At 65.7% G+C, this 17,541-nt stretch carries 13 protein-coding genes and 2 tRNA genes; 9 read left to right on the forward strand and 6 right to left on the reverse strand.

Annotation, left to right across the window (positions count from 1 at the left end; all coding sequences use genetic code 11):
* Positions 1-60: 60 nt before the first annotated feature.
* Positions 61-909, reverse strand: coding sequence for a trypsin-like serine peptidase (locus tag CSEG_RS16850; RefSeq protein WP_013080437.1), 849 nt, complete (start codon positions 907-909; stop codon positions 61-63).
* 134 nt (positions 910-1,043) lie between these two features.
* On the opposite strand from CSEG_RS16850, the gene CSEG_RS16855 reads away from it, so the two are divergent.
* The 3 genes from CSEG_RS16855 to CSEG_RS16865 all read left to right on the forward strand — a co-directional run bounded on the left by CSEG_RS16855 (position 1,044) and on the right by CSEG_RS16865 (position 5,665).
* Positions 1,044-3,233, forward strand: coding sequence for a S9 family peptidase (locus CSEG_RS16855; protein ID WP_041538351.1), 2,190 nt, complete (start codon positions 1,044-1,046; stop codon positions 3,231-3,233).
* The gene (locus CSEG_RS16860; protein WP_013080439.1) at positions 3,230-3,787 is read left to right on the forward strand and encodes a GNAT family N-acetyltransferase; all 558 of its coding nucleotides are present in this window, start codon (positions 3,230-3,232) and stop codon (positions 3,785-3,787) included. The genes CSEG_RS16855 and CSEG_RS16860 overlap by 4 nt, the downstream gene beginning before the upstream one ends.
* Positions 3,788-3,856: 69 nt before the next feature.
* A complete protein-coding gene (locus CSEG_RS16865; protein ID WP_013080440.1) occupies positions 3,857-5,665 on the forward strand; it encodes an ATP-binding protein in 1,809 nt (602 codons plus the stop codon).
* Positions 5,666-5,853: 188 nt separating this feature from the next.
* Here CSEG_RS16865 and CSEG_RS16870 read toward each other — a convergent pair whose 3' ends face one another.
* Complete coding sequence (locus CSEG_RS16870; RefSeq protein WP_013080441.1) at positions 5,854-6,282, reverse strand: Ros/MucR family transcriptional regulator; 429 nt, start codon at positions 6,280-6,282, stop codon at positions 5,854-5,856.
* Positions 6,283-6,852: 570 nt separating this feature from the next.
* Positions 6,853-6,926 (reverse strand) — tRNA-Gln (locus tag CSEG_RS16875).
* A gap of 165 nt (positions 6,927-7,091) precedes the next feature.
* Here CSEG_RS16875 and CSEG_RS16880 point away from each other — a divergent pair.
* The 3 genes from CSEG_RS16880 (at position 7,092) to CSEG_RS16890 (ending at position 10,631) form a co-directional block, all read left to right on the forward strand.
* Positions 7,092-7,168 (forward strand) — tRNA-Pro (locus CSEG_RS16880).
* A gap of 175 nt (positions 7,169-7,343) precedes the next feature.
* Positions 7,344-9,128, forward strand: a complete 1,785-nt coding sequence (gene sppA, locus CSEG_RS16885) for a signal peptide peptidase SppA (protein ID WP_013080442.1) — start codon at positions 7,344-7,346, stop codon at positions 9,126-9,128.
* A 192-nt stretch (positions 9,129-9,320) separates the two neighbouring features.
* Complete coding sequence (locus CSEG_RS16890) at positions 9,321-10,631, forward strand: tetratricopeptide repeat-containing sulfotransferase family protein (RefSeq protein WP_013080443.1); 1,311 nt, start codon at positions 9,321-9,323, stop codon at positions 10,629-10,631.
* A 100-nt stretch (positions 10,632-10,731) separates the two neighbouring features.
* Here CSEG_RS16890 and CSEG_RS16895 read toward each other — a convergent pair whose 3' ends face one another.
* Positions 10,732-13,779, reverse strand: a complete 3,048-nt coding sequence (locus CSEG_RS16895; protein ID WP_013080444.1) for a TonB-dependent receptor — start codon at positions 13,777-13,779, stop codon at positions 10,732-10,734.
* Between the two features lie 640 nt (positions 13,780-14,419).
* Between CSEG_RS16895 and CSEG_RS16900 the strand changes: the two genes are divergently transcribed.
* The gene (locus tag CSEG_RS16900) at positions 14,420-14,827 is read left to right on the forward strand and encodes a TIGR01244 family sulfur transferase (RefSeq protein ID WP_013080445.1); all 408 of its coding nucleotides are present in this window, start codon (positions 14,420-14,422) and stop codon (positions 14,825-14,827) included.
* Position 14,828: 1 nt separating this feature from the next.
* Here the strand turns inward: CSEG_RS16900 and CSEG_RS22680 are convergent, their stop codons facing one another.
* Entirely contained in the window at positions 14,829-14,975 is a 147-nt protein-coding gene (locus CSEG_RS22680) for a hypothetical protein (RefSeq protein ID WP_013080446.1), read from the reverse strand.
* A 78-nt stretch (positions 14,976-15,053) separates the two neighbouring features.
* On the opposite strand from CSEG_RS22680, the gene CSEG_RS16910 reads away from it, so the two are divergent.
* Complete coding sequence (locus CSEG_RS16910) at positions 15,054-15,944, forward strand: MBL fold metallo-hydrolase (RefSeq protein ID WP_013080447.1); 891 nt, start codon at positions 15,054-15,056, stop codon at positions 15,942-15,944.
* On the opposite strand, the gene pdxH is transcribed toward CSEG_RS16910, so the two are convergent.
* The gene (pdxH, locus tag CSEG_RS16915; RefSeq protein WP_041538717.1) at positions 15,941-16,609 is read right to left on the reverse strand and encodes a pyridoxamine 5'-phosphate oxidase; all 669 of its coding nucleotides are present in this window, start codon (positions 16,607-16,609) and stop codon (positions 15,941-15,943) included. The genes CSEG_RS16910 and pdxH overlap by 4 nt on opposite strands.
* A gap of 106 nt (positions 16,610-16,715) precedes the next feature.
* Here pdxH and CSEG_RS16920 point away from each other — a divergent pair, with 106 nt between their 5' ends.
* Entirely contained in the window at positions 16,716-17,414 is a 699-nt protein-coding gene (locus tag CSEG_RS16920) for a DnaJ domain-containing protein (RefSeq protein ID WP_013080449.1), read from the forward strand.
* Positions 17,415-17,541: the final 127 nt, after the last annotated feature.

Here is a 17,541-nt window from a genome sequence, read left to right on the forward strand (position 1 = left end):
CGCTCCTGCAATTGTGTTGTGGTTGCAGAAGAAACGGCCGGCGCGCAGGTCTGTTCCGAACTAGTGGGACGCGCCCATCGCCATAGCCGACACCGCGACAGCCGGCGTCGCGCCCGGCATGGCGGGTTCGGGCTTGGGCGCCCGCGCCTGGGTCACCGTCGCGCCAGGGACCTTGTCCAGCAAGGCCAGGGTCTCGCGGATGAACTTGGCGTGGGTGACGATGCCGATCTCCAGTCGCTCGCCCGACAGCTCGACCTGCTGGGTCAGAAGGCCGGCGACGAACTGGACCTCCTGGCTTTCGCTGGCGCCGGGCCGACGACGCGCGCCCTCGGCCATGAACACCGGCCCGCCCGAATTGCCGGGGAACACCGAGAAGTCCATCAGGAAGGTCGGGAAGTTGGCGGCCGGCGCCAACGGATACGAGGCGACGCGCCCCGAGCGCAGGATGGGGAAACCGGCGGGATTGGCCGACAGACCGCGCGGGAAGCCCAGCGCCATCATCTCGTCGCCCGGACCCAGGTTGTACTTATTGAAGGTGTCGTCCTGCGCCAAGTAGTTCAGCGGGATCGCCGCCTTGGCGAACTCGGGCGGAGCCTCGACCACCATGGCCGCGACGTCGCGGGTCGGATGCTTGGTCCAGAGGGGATGATCGCCGTCGCGGATCTTCAGGGACTCCGGATCGTAGCGCCAGACGCCCTCGGAGCCCTGGATGCGATAGCCGATCCGGGCCGACATGGACGGCATCTTCTCGAACACGTGGGCGGCGGTCACCAGGATGATGCGCGGCTTGCCGTCCGGCGTCGGGTCGGACACCAGGAAGCCCGTGCCAACCGTGCGGGAGCCATCCCCCAGGGGCTGCTCCAGTTGCACCGTCGCCTTGATCAGGTCGACGGACAGATCCCACGCCATGTCGCCCCCTTCGTTACGCTTACAAAAACCACTGCGCCCGACCGCTTTGCGAGTTTGACCACAGGTTTTTCGCACCGCAAGCTGTCGTTCTGCCGCAGTCACGCGTTGTGCAGGGTTACGGGGAATTTTCTCGCATGAATCGTCGCCAGATGATGACGAGCGCCGCAGCGGCGCTTACCTCGTCGTCCACAGTCCTTCCTGGAATAGCTTTCGGATCTCCCATGCCCTCATCGCCCGCGCGCCCCGCCCCTCCGGTCGCCAAGAAGACTCCCAAGACGATCGAGCAGCTGGGCCGCAAGCGGACCGACGACTATGCCTGGATGAAGGACGACAACTGGCAGAAGGTCCTGCGCGACCCGACGCTGATCAAGGCCGACGTCAAGGAACACCTGACCGCCGAGAACGCCTACACCAAGGCCATGCTGGCCTCGACCGAAGCTCTTCAACAAAAAATGTTCGAGGAGATGAAGGGGCGGATCAAGGAGGACGACGCCAGCGTCCCGGCCAAGGACGGCCCCTTCGAGTACTACACCCGCTACGACAAGGGCGCGCAGCACCCGATTCACGCCCGCAAGCCGGTGGCCGGCGGCGCCGAGGAGATCCTGCTCGACGAGGAGAAGGAGTCCAAGGGCAAGGCCTTCTACCAGGTCGGCGCGGCCACCCATTCGCCGGACCACAAGCTCTACGCCTTCGCCGTCGACGAGCAGGGCTCGGAGGTCTACCGCATCCAGGTCAAGGACCTGGCGACCGGCAAGGTCCTGGAGAGCCCGGTCGATAGCACGACGGGCGACTTCTGCTTCTCACCCGACAGCCAGTGGCTGTTCTGGACGTTCCGCGACGACAACGGCCGCCCGGCCAAGATCTATCGCCGTCCGGCGCGCGGGACGGCCAAGGACGACGTGCTGATCTATGACGAGCCCGACGAGGGCTTCTTCATCGGCGTCGGCGCGACCAGCTCCGACAAGTACGTCGTCATCTCGTGCGGCAACCAGGAGACCAGCGAGGCGCTGATCATCCCGGCCGCCGATCCGACCGCCAAGCCGGTGATCTTCCACCCGCGCGAGGTCGGAGTCCGCTACGAGGTCGAACACTGGAACGACCATTGGGTGATCCGCACCAACGCTGACGGCGCGGTCGACTGGAAGCTGGTCACCGCCCCCGAGGCCGCGACCGGCAAGGCGAACTGGAAGGACTGGATCCCGCACCAGCCGGGCCGCCTGATCTCCGGGACCATGGCCTTCAAGCGCTGGTTCGTGCGCCTGGAGAAGGTCGACGCCCTCAACCGCGTCACCGTCACGGCCGAGGATGGCGCCGAGCACGTCATCGGCTTCGACGAGGCGGCCTACGCCCTCAGCCTGGAGGGCGGGTACGAGTACGACACCGACAACGTCCGCTTCGTCTACAACTCGATGACCACGCCCCGGCAGTGGTTCGACTACGACATGAAGAGCCGCCAGCGGACCCTGCGCAAGACGCAGGAGATTCCGTCCGGCCATGATCCGTCGCAGTACGAGACCCGCCGTCTGAACGCCAAGGCCGCCGACGGCGTCGAGGTGCCGATCTTCGTGCTGATGAAGAAGGGGACCAAGCTCGACGGCTCGGCGCCGCTGCTCCTGTACGGCTACGGCAGCTACGGCATCGCCATGGAGCCCAGCTTCTCGATCCGTAATTTCAGCCTGGTCGATCGCGGCTGGATCTGGGCCACGGCCTGCCCGCGCGGCGGCTCGGAAAAGGGCTGGGGCTGGTTCCTGGACGGCAAGAAGTTCAAGAAGAAGAACACCTTCACCGACTTCATCGCCTGCGCCGAACACCTGCACGCGGCCGGCTACGGCAAGCCGGAGAAGACGGTGGCCTACGGCGGCTCGGCCGGCGGCATGCTGATGGGCGCGATCAGCAACATGCGCCCCGACCTGTTCGCCGGGATCATCGCGGCGGTGCCGTTCGTCGACGTGCTCAACACGATGAGCGACACCTCCCTGCCGCTGACCCCGCCGGAGTGGCCCGAGTGGGGCAACCCGCTGGAGGACAAAGAGGCCTACGACTACATCGCCAGCTACAGCCCCTATGACAACGTCGGCAAGAAGCCCTATCCGGCGGTTCTGGCCACCGGCGGCCTGTCCGATCCTCGGGTCACCTACTGGGAGCCCGAAAAATGGACAGCCAAGCTGCGCGAGCACACCACCAGCGGCCGGCCTGTCCTTCTGAAGATCAACATGGACGCGGGCCACGGCGGCGCGTCCGGACGCTTTGACTTCCTCAAGGAGATCGCCCTGGACTACGCCTTCGCCGTCTGGGCGGCGGAAAAGGGGTGGGAAAAGGCGTGAGTTCGACTGTCGTTATCCGTCCGTCGGTAGACGCGGACGTTCCGGCGATCACAGAGATCTACGGCTGGAATGTGCTGAACGGTTTCGGCACCTTCGAGGAAGTCCCGCCGGACGAGGCGGAGATGGCGCGGCGGCGCGAGGGGTTTCTCTCGCGCGGCCTGCCCTATCTGGTCGCCGAGTTGGACGGAAAGGTCGTGGGCTACGCCTATGCCGGCCCGTTCAGGCTGCGGGCGGCCTATCGCTATACAGTCGAGGACAGCATCTATGTTTCGCCGGACGCGGTCGGTAGCGGCGTCGGACGCGCCCTTCTCAAAACGCTGATCGAAGCCTGCGAAGCCCTTGGCCTGCGACAAATGTGCGCAGTCATCGGCGACAGCGGAAACCAGGCGTCGATCGCCCTGCATGCGGCGCTGGGCTTTGAAAAGAAGGGCGTTTTCCCGGACATGGGCCACAAGTTCGGCCGCTGGCTCGACCTGGTGTGGATGCAGCGCCCGCTCAACGGCGGGGGCGCCACGCCTCCCGACACGCCCGGGATGTCGCTCAACGGCGTTTGAAGTCATTTTCGAAGTAAAGCTTAACCTCCCACTCGTATATCGTCGTATCGACGACAGTGAGGGCTGGGATTGCAGGTCAAGGATACCGGTTCGGATCGGAGGGCGGAAGTCGCGCTTACGCGCGCCTATGTTCCGATCGTGCGCGGCTACCTGATCGCCAGCTCTGTTTACTATGCGCTGATCAGTCTTTCCCACCCCTTCTATGAAAAGGGTTTTGCTCTCCTGCTTCTGGAGAGCCTCGCCGTCGCAGCGTGCCTTTATGGCTTCGGCGCCTGGCGCGCGCTGAGAGAAGGACGGATCGTCGGCCCTGGTCTCGAGGGCGTGGCCCTGGGCATGAACGCCCTGTTCCTGTCCAACGTTCTCGCCTACCAGATCCTGCACTTCGAGCCGATGAAGCTCGTCTACTTCGTGCTGATGGGGCTGGTCTTCGCCACCTCCGCGCCCTCTCGCCGCGTAGCCCTGGGCAGCGTCAGCGCCGCCGTCATCGGGCTGGTGTGGATGGCGCAAAAGGCGCCGGGCGATACGATCAACAATTACGCCTTCATCGGCCTGGCCGGCGCGTTCGCCGCCATCGGCATGTCCACCCTCATGCGCGGCGTCGTCCGGCGCGAGGTCCGCGCGCGCCTGGCCAGCGAAGCCCTCAACGTCGAACTGCAGCGCGAGCTGACCGAGAACCGCCGCCTGAAGACAGAAGCCCAGGCGCTGGCGCTCACGGCCGAGACGGCCAACCGCGCCAAGACCGAATTCCTGGCCACCATGAGCCACGAGATCCGCACGCCGCTGAACGGCGTTCTGGGCATGGCGCAGATCATGGCGGCCGGCGAGCTGAGCCCGGACCAGCGCCGGCGCCTCGACACCGTCACCGCCTCGGGTCAGTCCCTGCTCAGCGTGATCAACGCCATTCTCGACATCTCGAAGATCGAGGCGGGCAAGATGGAGATCAATCCCGCGCCGTTCGATCTCTCCGCCCATCTGGACGCTCTGCGCCAACTCTACGGCGGCCTGGCGCGCGACAAGGAGCTCGACTTCAGCCTGGAGATCGCCGAGGGCGCGCAGGGCTGGCGGATGGGCGACGCCGACCGCCTGCGGCAGGTGATGTCGAACCTGATCTCGAACGCGATCAAGTTCACCGACGTCGGCACGGTTCGGGTGTTCGTCGAGGGCGACGACAAGACGATCGTCGCACGGGTGACCGACAGCGGCGCCGGCATTCCCGAGGCGGAGCGCGGCCGCCTGTTCACGAAGTTCGCCCAGCTCGACAGCTCCAGCACCCGGCGCGCCGGCGGTTCGGGACTGGGTCTGGCGATCTGCAAGACGCTCAGCGAGCTGATGGGCGGCTCCATCAGCTATTCGACCGCCGAAGGCGGCGGCGCCTGCTTCACCGTCACTTTGCCGATGCCGCGCGTGAAGCCGGCGGACGGACTGGACTCCCCCGCCATCGCCGGACCGGATACGGCCGCGGACGCGCCCAGGATCCTCGTCGTCGATGACAACCAGACCAACCGCGCCGTGCTGCTGACCTTGCTGAGCCACCTGGGCGTCGCGGCTCATTTCGCCGTGGATGGGCGGGACGCCTTGGCCATGTGGGAGCGCGCCCGCTGGGACGCGATCCTGATGGACATCCACATGCCGATCATGGACGGCGTGCAGGCCAGCCAGACGATCCGCGCGCGCGAAAAGGCTACGGGCCGCCCCCGCACGCCGATCATCGCGGTCACCGCCAGCGTGCTCACCCACGAGCGGACGCTGTACGCCGAAGCGGGCATGGATGGGATCGTCGCCAAGCCGGTCGAGATCCCTCGCCTGGTGGAGGCCCTGGGCAAGGCCCTGTCGATCGACCCGGTGGTCGACCACGCCGATACGCGCGGCGTCGCCTAGAGCTCATTCGGAAGCTCAGAGCCGCTTTCGAGCCGATCGCCGGTTCACGCCTATTGGAAATAGCGAGCGGGCCGGGTCGAGATTCGCCCCCTCCGCGCCACAAGACATAAAAAAGGGGACGTCGAGACGCCCCCTCTTCAATCCCCCCCGGGGAAATCTTGACGACGCCGAAACGCCGCCCCGATCATTCAGCCCTTGCGCGAACGCGGCGCCTTGCCCTTGCGGCCGCCCTGTCCAAGGCCAAGGGCCTTGGCCATCTTCGAGCGCGCTTCGCTATAGGCGGGAGCGGTCGTCGGATAGTCGTTGGGCAGGCCCCACTTGGCCTTGTACTCGGCCACGGTCATGCCGTGGGTCGTGAGGTGGCGCTTCAGCGTCTTGTAAGGCTTGCCGTCCTCGAAGCTGATCAGCGCTTCGGGCGTGATGCTCTTACGGATTTGAGCCGGCGTCGCCTTGGTCACGGTCTCCACCGTGGGAGCAGGCGGCGCGCCAATACCAGCCAACGCGTCGTGCGTCGCACGGATCAACGCCGGAAGCTCCGAAACGGGCGTCGAATTATTAGCCACATAATTGGCGACGATTTCAGCCGTAAGCTCGATCAGGGTCGCTTTGTCTTCCACGATCACAACTCCATTCCCCTATTGACCCGGAATTACACCTTCTCTTGAGAAAAACAAGTAGTTCGAAGCGAGAAACCTGATTGATCCGCTTTAAAGCTTAGCAATCGTTTGTGAATGAGCGCGTTCAGCGAGGAGAATTTTCGCTAACTATAGCGCCGACCACCTCGCTTTAAGGCCGCGACGCCGTTCGAAAACAGCGTAAACGCATGTCAATCTCGCAACCGCGAACAGGATGCGTGTATGTGAACGTCGGCCACATCGCGAATATCATGATCACGGCGCCGAGAGACAAATAAACACGTGAACGTTGAAATAGCTCTGGGCAGCTCGCGCTTTCGTCGATTGAGACTTTGCTCATCTGGATTTGGCCTGGGAACGGCCGGCCCTCGACGGCGGGTTCAAAGGCGATTCGTCGCGCCGACGAAGCCATTTGCGGTGACGTCTTCCCCAAAGCGGATTTCCAGTTGGATGGATCTGCTCCAGCTCAACAACGCGCGCCGAGAGCCAGAGAAGAGCGACGCCGCGCGCGGTGGGCGCGGCTCTATCCAACGACTGATCAGAAGGAAGAAGTGGCTGGGGAACTAGGACTCGAACCTAGAATGACGGTACCAAAAACCGCAGTGTTACCATTACACCATTCCCCAGCAGGAACGGCGAGACCCGTCAGGGCCCGGCGAGGCGGTGGAGATAGCTCACGACTCGGATGGATGCAACAGGCCATTTTCGAACTTTTTTGGGGCCGCCGCACGAACGTCGAAAAAGGCGCTTGCGCCCTCCGGAACACCCTCCTATAAGGCCGGCCTCCAAGTCGGAGTGTGGCTCAGTCTGGTAGAGCACTGCGTTCGGGACGCAGGGGTCGCAGGTTCAAATCCTGCCACTCCGACCATTTCCTCCCCGCTAGCCAGAAGCGGGAAACCTGCCGAAAAAACAGGATTTTAGAGTGCGGCGCCAGGGCGCTGCCCTCAGCGTCGCGCGATGCGGCGCCGCGTTGCGCGCTCTTCATTTGGAACCGCTCGCGACACCGGGTAGCTTGTGCCTGACATCTCCCAACGGGACTTCCGATGAAGCAGTTCTTCCTGACCGTCGCCGGCGTCTTTGTCGGCCTTCTGTTGTTCGTGGTCGGAGTTCCCTTTCTCCTCATCGTGATCGCCGCCGGGGCGGCTCGCCCCGCGCCCACGCCCACCCAAGCCGTCCTGCAGCTGGACCTGCGCCAGGGCCTGACCGACCAGGCGCCCAGGACCCCCTTCGCCTCCCTGGGGGGCGGCGGCGACTCGGTGATGTCGATCATCGAAACGCTGCGCAGGGCCGAGAAGGACGACAAGGTCCGCGCGATCCTGGTGCGCCTGCCCGAGGGCGGCGTCGCGCCGGCGGCCGCCGACGAGCTGCGCCTGGCCTTCAAGCATTTCCGCGAGGTGGGCGGCAAGCCGATCTACGCCCACAGCCAAGGCCTATACCCCTCGGGCATGGTCACCTCGACCTACATGCTGGGCGCTTCGGCCAGCGAGTTCTGGATGCAGCCTGACAGCAGCTTTCAGGCGGTCGGGATCTCCAGCGAGTCGATGTTCTTCAAGCGCTTCTTCGACAAGTACGGCGTCAAGGCCGACTACGAGCAGCGCTACGAATACAAGAACGCGGTCAATCCTTACCTCTACAGCGACTACACGCCGGCCCATCGGGAATCGACGCTGTCGTGGATGGGCTCGGTATATCGCACCGCCCTGGTCAGCGCCGCCGTGGACCGCAAGCGCGACCCGCTTCAGCTGACCCGCACCCTCGAGGACGGTCCCTACAGCGCTCAGGAAGCGCAGGCCAAGGGCCTGATCGACAAGGTGGGTCAGGTCAGCGACATCCAGGCCCTCGCCCTGGACAAGGCCGGCAAGGGCTCGAAGCTGATCGACTTCGACGACTACGCCTCGCGCAACAAGCCCACGCCCATAAAGACCGGCCCGGCGATCGCGGTGATCGGCGCCGAGGGCGCGATCGTCACCGGGACCAGCGGCGGCGGCTCGCCGTTCAGCGGCGAAAGCAACGTCTATTCCGACGACGTGGCCCAGGCCTTCCGCAACGCGACCGAGGACAAGGACGTGAAGGCCATCGTCTTCCGCGTCTCCTCGCCCGGCGGCTCGGACACGGCCTCCGAGCAGATCCTGGCGGCCATGAAGGCGGCCAAGGCCGCGGGCAAGCCCGTCGTGGTCAGCATGGGGACCTATGCGGCGTCAGGCGGCTACTGGATCTCCAGCCAGGCGGACGCGATCGTCGCCCAGCCCTCGACCCTGACCGGCTCGATCGGCGTCTACGGCGGCAAGTTCGCGATCGGCGACGCCCTGGCCCGCTTCGGCGTCGACACCAAGCAGCTGCATGTCGGCGGCGACTACGCCCAGGCGTTCGGCTCGGGCGACGGCTTCACGCCCGAGCAGCGCGCCAAGTTCGCCGGCTGGATGGACCGCATCTACGCGGGCTTCATCATCCGCGTGGCCGAGGGCCGCAAGCTGCCCGCCGACCGCGTGCGCGAGATCGCCAAGGGCCGCGTCTGGACCGGCGAGCAGGCCAAGCAACTGGGCCTCGTCGACGAACTGGGCGGCTTCTACCAGGCGGTCGACAAGGCCAAGGCCCTGGCCAAGCTGAACGGCGACGTGCGCCTCAAGCGCATGGACGGCGGCCAATCGCCGTTCGAGGCGCTGGAGAAGCTGCTGGGCGTCAGCGAGACCTCGATGAAGACCCTGGCGGCCGCCGCCTGGGTCCTGGGCGACCCCCGCTCGCAGGCCATCCTGGACGAAATGGCCCACGCCCGCCTGCGCGCCGCGCCGGGCGGGGCTTCGGTGCTGGCGGATACGCCGGTGCGATAGGGGCCCAAACGCATCGTGACCTCTCCGACGCCCCCACTCAGCGGCCAAGCACCGCGTGGACGCGATCTCCTGCCCGCCGCGCTCAAGGCGTTCGAGGCTCGAAACCGCCCGCTGGCGGCCCGATATCTGGCCGCTCTCGACCTGGAGGCCCCGCCCCTCGGCGATACCTGGCGATCGGTCTCGGGACTCGCCATGACCATGGGTGAGATCGACCTGGCCTTGAACGCGATGCGGAGATTCGTCGCCCTGGCCCCAGAAGATGGAGGGCGTCTTCTGCAGTTGGGAAGTCTTCTGGCGCAAGCGGGACAGACCCAAGCGGCCGTTGTGGAAGCGGAACGCCTCCTACGGAAACACCCGTCCCACCCTTCGGTCCTGCATTTCCTGGGCACCTGCTACGCCCAGCTTGGGCGCTCCGTCGACGCCGAGCGCGCTCTGCGCGGCGCGATCGCCGCGCTTGCGCCAGCAGCCTCGGCCTGGCCGTGGCTCACCCTGGTCGACCTCAAGAAGTTCAAGGTCGGCGATTCCGATATCGACGCCTTGCGCGCCGCCGTGGCGCGAACGGACGCGGACAACGAGGCCAAAAGCACCCTTCTCTACGCTCTGGGCAAGGCGCTCATGGACGCGGGTCAGACGGAGGAAGGATTTAGAGCTTATCTGCACGGGGCTAGTCTGGTCGCGCCTTCGCGCGCTTACGACCCTCGCCCAGCGCGGCGCCTGGTGGACGAAGTCGTCGGAGGGATGACCGAGCGCTTCTTCGACAGTCTTCCGGCGAGCGCAGCCTCCGGAGCGCGCGCCATCTTCGTTCTGGGCCTTCCCCGCTCCGGCACCACCCTGGTGGAACAGATTCTCGCGAGCCACGGCCAAGTCGCCGGCGGCGCGGAGCTCAATCTGTTTCGGACCGCGGCCATGGCTCTTCCAGGCTTTGGTCCACGCGAGACGGCCGGCGTCTCGGCCGATGACTGGACCTCCATCGGAGAGGACTACCTACACCTTGTGGAGCAACGTTTCGGTCCGAGCGGCAAGGTCGTCGATAAAACGCTCAATCACAGCCGTCTGCTCGGCCTGATCCGACACGTCCTGCCAGGCGCGCGTTTCGTGTGGCTCCGGCGGGACCCGGGCGATGCGGCTTGGTCAATCTTCCGCACGCGCTTCGCGCAGGGCATGGACTGGAGTTGGTCGCTTGAGACGATCGGGTCCTATGTCGCTGACGAGGATCGGCTGCACGCGCATTGGACTGCGCTCTATCCGGAGGACATACTGACCCTCCGATACGAGGACCTCGTCGCCGATCCAGAGACTTGGATACGCCGCCTGCTGGACCATTGCCGGCTGCCATTCGACGCTCGGGTGATGGATTTCCACAAAACCGAACGGACCGTGCAGACCGCGAGCGTCGGGCAGGTGCGGCAGCCGCTCTATAGCTCGTCCATCGGGGGCTCCCGGCGTTACGCCGAATACCTCGCTCCCTTCTTCAAGGCCTACGAGGCCGCAGACCCGTCCTGAGTCCGCTTGAGCGCCGGCCGCCGCCGCGGCGCGGAGCTCGACGCATGAAAAAGGCGGCGACCCGGAAGGGTCGCCGCCGATCTCAAGGACTAGGCCAGGCCTAGAATTCCAGATCGAAACCGAAACGGATCGACCGGGGCGCTTGATAGCCCGTCGGCGACTTGTAGTTCGGATCCGTGTCGCCGACACCGCCGACTTCACCGAACTCCCAGGTGTCCGTGACAGCCTTGCTGTTGAACACGTTGAACACGTCGGCGCGCAGCACGAGGTTCCCGCCGACCGACCACTTCGCCGGCACCGTGTAGCGCAGCGAGAGGTCGAGGTTCGAGTTCCAGTCGCCCTGATAAACCGAGCCACGCGGGGTTTGCTTGCCATCGCAGTAGAACGCCGCCGCGCCATAGACCTGCGCGAAGGCGTCGGTCGGGTGGAAGCCGAAGCAGGCGAACTTCTTGGGCGACAGCAGGCTGTAGTTGGCGCCAACCAGCAGGCTGTCAGTGACCGCGTAGGAGCCGAACAGCTTGAACTGATGACCACGGTGGTTCGGCAGGTAGCCGTAGCTGCCTTCCGTCAGGCCGGGTTGGTCGAAGTCCTGGGTGATGCCGGCGTCGTCCTGACCCACGTCGGACTTCACGAAGCCTTCGTAGTTGCCCTTCGACTCCGACAGCACGTACGAACCTTGCAGGCCCCACTTGCCGTCGAAGGCGCGCTCGAACGAAACTTCCAGGCCGAGATATTCGCGCTTGGCCTTGGGATAGTTCAGGTCGGCGGCCGTGAAGTTGATTTCACGCAGGGTGCCAGCGGCGTCGTTCCCGATGGTGTCACGCAGCACGATGGTCTGATCGAAGCCAGGGTTGACGATCACGTACTGGTGGAAGCCGGTCCAGATGTCTTCGCAACCCGAGATGCCTTGGGCGGCGCAATACTTCAGAACGGCGGCGTCGATGGCGACGTCTTCCGAAACGCGGCCCATGTTCTTGTAGGAAAGAACGACGCGACCGGTCCACAGGCTGTTGAAGCGACGCTCATAGCCGAGGATGTATTCGTCCTCGAAGGTCGACTTCAGGTTCCGCGAGATGGCGGCGATCGTCGGCAGCACCGAACCGTCGCTGGTGACCGAGCAGGCGTCCAGACCCGCCGGCCCGCGACCGCCGGCCGGGCAAGGCGCGGCGGAGACGAAGCCAGGGTTGGTCGCCTGGGTGATCTGCGAGCCGATAGCCGCGGGCAGACCCGTCACCGGGTCGATCACGAAGCCGCCGGCCGGCGCATTGTAGAATTCCCGGAAGAAGAGTTCCGAGGCGCCTTGGCGATAGGCGGTGTTGGAGGCGACGGGCAGATAGTAGCGCCCGAAGTTACCAAAGACCTTGTTCATGCCGTCGCCGGTCGGGTCGTAAGTGAACCCGATACGCGGACCGATTTCCTTATCGAACTCGACGAAGTTCTCGCCGGCGGCGTTCGCCGAAGCGAACTTGTCGAGGCGGACGCCGAGATTCAGGGTCAGGCCGGTGTCAGCCACGTCCCAAGAGTCTTGGATGTAGTACGCCCGGTTCTTGCCGCTGAATTCGCCGCCGGTCCGGAAGTACTGCAGCTCGAGATAGTCCTGGCCCGCCGCGACGCCTTGGGCGTTGCTCGCCGAACCCCGGCGATACTGGTAGCGGACACCACCGGTGCGCTCCGTGAAGTGCTCCAGCGTCAGCTTCTCCTCGTCGAAGCCGCCACGGATGTGGTGCTTGCCGAACAGATTGAAGTAGAGGTCGGCGTCAACGCGATAGAACTCGCGCTTGGTGTTCAGCGGGAAGTCGTTGTTGCCGTTCGACTGTTGGCTGATGCGGCTCGTGGTCCCCGATCGCAGGTCGTTGACGAGCGGATCTGCGGAGTTGCCCGGGATCGTGTTGTCGCGGTCCTTGGAGATACCGTAAGCGGCCGAAAGGGTGAACCAGTCGGTGAACGAACCGGTGTACTTACCGACCCAGCTCGGCGCGCCCGCCTGGAAAGCGGTCGTGCTTTGAAGTTGGGACCCGACCACATCGGTGTCGCCGTCATAGCCATAGGTGCGGCGATCCGTCTGGCGGGTGGTGTCCAGCCAGGTGAATTCCAGGTGCTGCTTGTCGGTGATGTAACCGTCCAGCTTCACGCCCCAGAAGGGATCGTTGCGCGTGTCGATGTTGTAGCTGTTGGTGGTCTTCGAAGCGAACTTGCTGACCACCTTCTGCTGCTGGTTCATCACGTAGAAGAACAGGCGATCCTCAATGATCGGACCACTGGCTTCGAAGGTGAGGCTCTCGCTGCGATCGTAGTCGCGGTGATTGGCGTTCTGGAAGGTGTCCTTGGACTGTTCGGTCAACGACGACGGCGACCAGTTGCCGCGAACGGCGAAGTGGAAGTCGTTGCCGCCCGACTTGGTGACCGCGTTCAGCACGCCGCCGGTCGAGCGACCGAATTCGGCGGGATAGCCACCGGTCTTGACTTCAATCGTCTTGTAGAAGTCGAACGGCACCGTGGCGCCGCCGATGTACGTGTTGAAGTTCGTGATATTCAGGCCGTTCACGTAGTAGGCGTTTTCGGCGATCGACGAACCGCCGATCGACGGCTGGTTCGCGAACGTCGCGTCGCTGGACGAGCCGCCGCGGACGACGGTCGGCGCCAGCAGCGCCACCGCGGTCACGCTCCGCGCGATGGGAACGCGCTTGGTCAGCGTCTCAAGATCAACGACCAGGCCGGTCGTGGTGCCGGCGAAATCCAGTTGCGGGTTGGCGGTCGCCGTGATCACCACTTCCGAGACGGCCTCGGCGTCGCTGGCCAGGGTGAAGGTGTAGGCGGACGAGCCCAGAGCGACGGACACGTTGCCGTCCGCGGTGGAGCGATAGCCTTCCTTGGAGATCGCAACCGAATAGCCGCCAGTGGGGATCAGCGGAACCCGGAACTGACCGTTGGAATCGGTGGTGACGTTGCGCTCGAAGCCCTGCGTCAGAGACTTCACAACAACGGCCGCGCCTGGAACGGCGGCGCCCGAAGTGTCCTTCACCGTCCCCGACAGAGTACCGCTCGTGTAGTCCTGAGCGAGAGCCGTCGCGGGCGCGAGGCCGGCGGCGACAAACACGGTCGCCGGCGCGGCGATCGCGGCCAGGCCGGCCAGCAACGTCGTCGTCATCAGACGCGCGCGTGCGCTACCTTTGATAGAATTCATTTTGATCAAGTTCCCCTCTGCAGGTGGCGCGGGCGGCAAGCTGGACAAGCCCCTCTAGAAACTTCGTCCAGCCTGGAGCGGAAAACCGCCTAAGTGCGCCACCAGATCACTGGTGTCCCGGAAACTATTTCCCCGGTTAAGCAGACGTTAGGGGGCGGCCCAACCAGGGGTCAATTGCGATTACAAATTTGCAATCCACATCGCTCAGGCCTGTCGCAAAATCGCCACAGGCTGGACACTTTTCGAAAGATCGCCGCTCATCTTGCCGCGCGCGGCTCCGACGCAATGCTGGCGCCCCTCACTATTAGATTGATTGAATTGAGCTATTTCCAGGAGCAGTAACAACGTTTTCCAGATGGGCGCTGAAGCGAAAAATCGGCGATAAAATTTCACGAGAGTGTTGACCTGGATCAGAACACGTCCTCAAACGCCGGATTGTGGTGAAATAATTTTAATAATCGGCGCTCTGATCGACGAACTCTCCTGGCGATGGCGCCACTCCAACGAGCAAACAGGCGACGCCATGACCATTGCTTAGGCGCTCCGCCGTCGCGAAAATGCCGGCGCGACGGAACGCGTCGCAAGCAGTCAATTCGGCGGAGCCATGAGCGATTTTCGACGCGTCAACGACTCTCTTTCGGTCAGCCCCCAGGTCTCGGAGGCCGATATGGCCCGCGCCGCCGCGGAGGGATTCGTCCTGGTGATCAACAATCGCCCTGACGGCGAGGATCCCAGCCAGCCTTCCAGCGCGACGATCGAGGCGGCGGCGCGCGCGGCGGGGATGGACTATCTTTATGCGCCGGTGCGTGGCGGGCCGACGCCGGATCAGGTGGAGGCGGTTCGGGCGGCTGTCGAGGCCGCCGGCGGGCCAGTGCTGGCCTTCTGCCGGTCGGGTACGCGCTCGATCGTCACGTGGTCAATCGGCCAGGCCATGACAGGGGCCGATCGCCAGACCTTGGTCGACCAGGGCTTGCAGGCCGGCTACGACCTTTCCGGCGTGCTGCCGGCCTAGGCTAGAAGGCGGCGGCTTCCCGCGCGGCCATCGGCGTGGGTTCGGCCTCGCAGCTGGCCAGGACGAACTGCGCCAGCATGATACAAAGGACGGCGACAGCTGCGCGCTGAAGCCGTTTTGAAACAAAAATCGCCGCGTCCGCCGTCATGATCCGAGCCCCCGAGGATACTTGGGGGCGTCCAGCGCAAGACCGGCGCCGGCAGGCAGGCCTGAACGGAGCGACCGCATGATCCCCTTCGTCCGCGAGCTGGCGTTCGAATATGGCCGCTGCGATCAGGTCTCGCCCTTGATCCGCCGGGTGATCGCCCGCAATCCGGGGCCGTTCACCTATACCGGCACCGGCGTCTACATCGTCGGCCGCGGCGAGGTGGCGGTCATCGACCCCGGCCCCGACCTGCCAGAGCACTTCGAGGCGCTGAAGGCGGCTCTGGCCGGCGAGCGCGTCACCCACGTGCTGGTCACGCACCACCACCTGGATCACAGCCCCCTCGCCCACCCGCTGGCCGACCTGTTCGGCGCCAAGGTTCATGGCCGCCCCGCGCCGACGGATCACGGCGAGGCGGCCGCGCCGGGTCTTGAGGAAGGCGCCGATGATCGCTTCCGACCCGACGTTGAGCTCGCCGATGGCGATGTGATCAGCGGTCCGGACTGGACGCTGGAGGCGGTGACGACGCCGGGCCACACCTCCAATCACGTCTGTTTCGCGCTGAAGGAAGAGAACGCCCTGTTCTCCGGTGACCACATCATGGGCTGGTCGACGACGGTGATCACGCCGCCCGATGGCGACATGGCCGACTATTTCGAAAGCCTGGCCAAGGTGCGGGCTCGGACCTTCGACACCCTATGGCCGACGCACGGCGCGCCGGTGCGCGAGGTGACGCCCTTCATCGACGCCTATATCGCCCACCGCCGCGCCCGCGAGGCGCAGATCCTGGAGGCGCTGGGCGCGGGCTTTACGTCGATCCCCGCCATGGTGCCCAGCCTCTATGCCGCCGTCGATCCGCGCCTGCATCCGGCCGCGGCGCTGTCGGTCCTGGCCCACATGAACCAGCTGGTGAAGGAGGGCCGCGTCCTGGCCGAGGGCGAAGGCCTGGCGGGGCTGTATCGCCTAGCCTAGGGGAACAGCCGCTTCGTCGTCCAACCGTCAGCGACGCGGTCGAAGACCAGCCGTTCGTGCAGGCGGAACGGGCGGTCGCGCCAGAACTCCAGGGTGATCGGGACGATCCGGTAGCCCGACCAGTGCGGCGGGCGCGGCACCTTGCCCAGGCCGAACTTCAGGCCCATCTCGGCCACCCGCTTCTCCAGCGCGTGACGCTCGGGCAGCGGCTGGGACTGATCGCTGGCCCAGGCGCCGATCTGGCTGTGACGCGCGCGGCTGGCGAAATAGGCGTCGGCCTCGGCCTCGGTGACCGGCTCGACCAGACCCCGGATCCGCACCTGGCGGCGCAGGGATTTCCAGTGGAACAGGATCGCGGCCTTCGGATTGGCCGCCAGCTCCCGCCCCTTGGCGCTGTGGGTGTTGGTGTAGAAGACGAAGCCCCGCGCATCGAAATCCTTCAGCAGCACCATCCGCGAGTCGGGCATGCCGTCGGCGTCGACCGTCGAGACGGTCATGGCGTTGGGATCGTTGAGCTCCTTCTTGCCCGCGTCCTCCAGCCACTCGGCGAACAGGGCGAAGGGATCCTCCTCCGACAGCAGCGGCGGCGGCGTGGCCTCCGTGACCTGGCGGACATAGTCGTCCTCGCTGGGCGAGGCGGGGATCAGGGGCTGGTCGGCGCTCATGCGCTTCATATAGGCCCGCCCGTGGCGAGGGGCCACAGCCCCGACTCCGTAAGCGAAAGTCTTAACTTAACGCCCCGTTGACCATCCGGGCGGCAGGGTCGCCGCCATGACCGCCAAAGGCCCCGTCCTGACGCTTTTCGCGGCCCGCGCCCTGCTCGGCGTCGGGCCGGGCGTCGACGAGCGCGCGCTGCGCAAGGCCTATCGCGAGGCCGCCAAGCGCGCCCATCCGGATCGTCCGACGGGGGACGCGGCGCTGTTCCGCGACGTCCAGGCCGCCTACCGCGTGCTTCAGGACGCCTTGGCGCGTCCGACAACGTTCGCGCCCGCCGTGACCGCATCGGCGGTCGCCGACCGCGCCTTTCTCGATATCGACATCGCCACCGCCGTCTCGGGCGGCTCGGAAGAGCTGTCGATCGACGGCCGCCGCCTGCGCCTGAAGCTGCCGGCCGGGCTGCGCGCCGGCGACAAGGTGCGGCTGCTGGATGTGCTGTTCGAGGTCCGCCACCGGCCGCTGGACGGCGTCCTGGTGCGCGGGGACGACCTCTGGCTGACCGGCAAGGTCGCCCCGCGCGTCCTGGCCGAGGGCGGCCGGGTCGACGCCGACACGCCGCTGGGCCCGCGCCAGGCCTGGATCTCGACCAAGGCCGCCGACCGCGGCCTCGTGCGCTTGCCGGGCCAAGGCCTGCCCGCCCGCGCCAACCACCGCGCCGGCGACCTCTTCCTGCGCCTGGAAGCCAGCGAGAGCGAGAAGGACAGCCTGGCCCGCTCGCTGCTGCGCCGCTTCGCGGCCGCCTGGGCGGCTTAGGAAGCGACACCCCCAAAATCCTCCCCCCCTAGCGGGGGAGGTGTCGGCTCGAAGAGACGAGGGAGGGTGAAGAGGCAAGATCGGCCGGACTTCCCCCTCCGGCGCTTCGCGCCACCTCCCCCGCTGG

Origin of the sequence: Caulobacter segnis ATCC 21756 (assembly GCF_000092285.1) — a bacterium.
Lineage (GTDB): Bacteria > Pseudomonadota > Alphaproteobacteria > Caulobacterales > Caulobacteraceae > Caulobacter > Caulobacter segnis.

Bases quoted from the DNA above. Each gene is read 5' to 3' on its own strand.
- CSEG_RS16850 (WP_013080437.1), bottom strand. From the start codon at position 909: ATGGCGTGGGATCTGTCCGTCGACCTGATCAAGGCGACGGTGCAACTG.
- CSEG_RS16855 (WP_041538351.1), top strand. From the start codon at position 1,044: ATGAATCGTCGCCAGATGATGACGAGCGCCGCAGCGGCGCTTACCTCG.
- sppA (WP_013080442.1), top strand. From the start codon at position 7,344: ATGAAGCAGTTCTTCCTGACCGTCGCCGGCGTCTTTGTCGGCCTTCTG.
- CSEG_RS16890 (WP_013080443.1), top strand. From the start codon at position 9,321: ATGACCATGGGTGAGATCGACCTGGCCTTGAACGCGATGCGGAGATTC.
- CSEG_RS16895 (WP_013080444.1), bottom strand. From the start codon at position 13,779: ATGACGACGACGTTGCTGGCCGGCCTGGCCGCGATCGCCGCGCCGGCG.
- CSEG_RS16900 (WP_013080445.1), top strand. From the start codon at position 14,420: ATGAGCGATTTTCGACGCGTCAACGACTCTCTTTCGGTCAGCCCCCAG.
- CSEG_RS22680 (WP_013080446.1), bottom strand. From the start codon at position 14,975: ATGACGGCGGACGCGGCGATTTTTGTTTCAAAACGGCTTCAGCGCGCA.
- CSEG_RS16910 (WP_013080447.1), top strand. From the start codon at position 15,054: ATGATCCCCTTCGTCCGCGAGCTGGCGTTCGAATATGGCCGCTGCGAT.
- pdxH (WP_041538717.1), bottom strand. From the start codon at position 16,609: ATGAGCGCCGACCAGCCCCTGATCCCCGCCTCGCCCAGCGAGGACGAC.
- CSEG_RS16920 (WP_013080449.1), top strand. From the start codon at position 16,716: ATGACCGCCAAAGGCCCCGTCCTGACGCTTTTCGCGGCCCGCGCCCTG.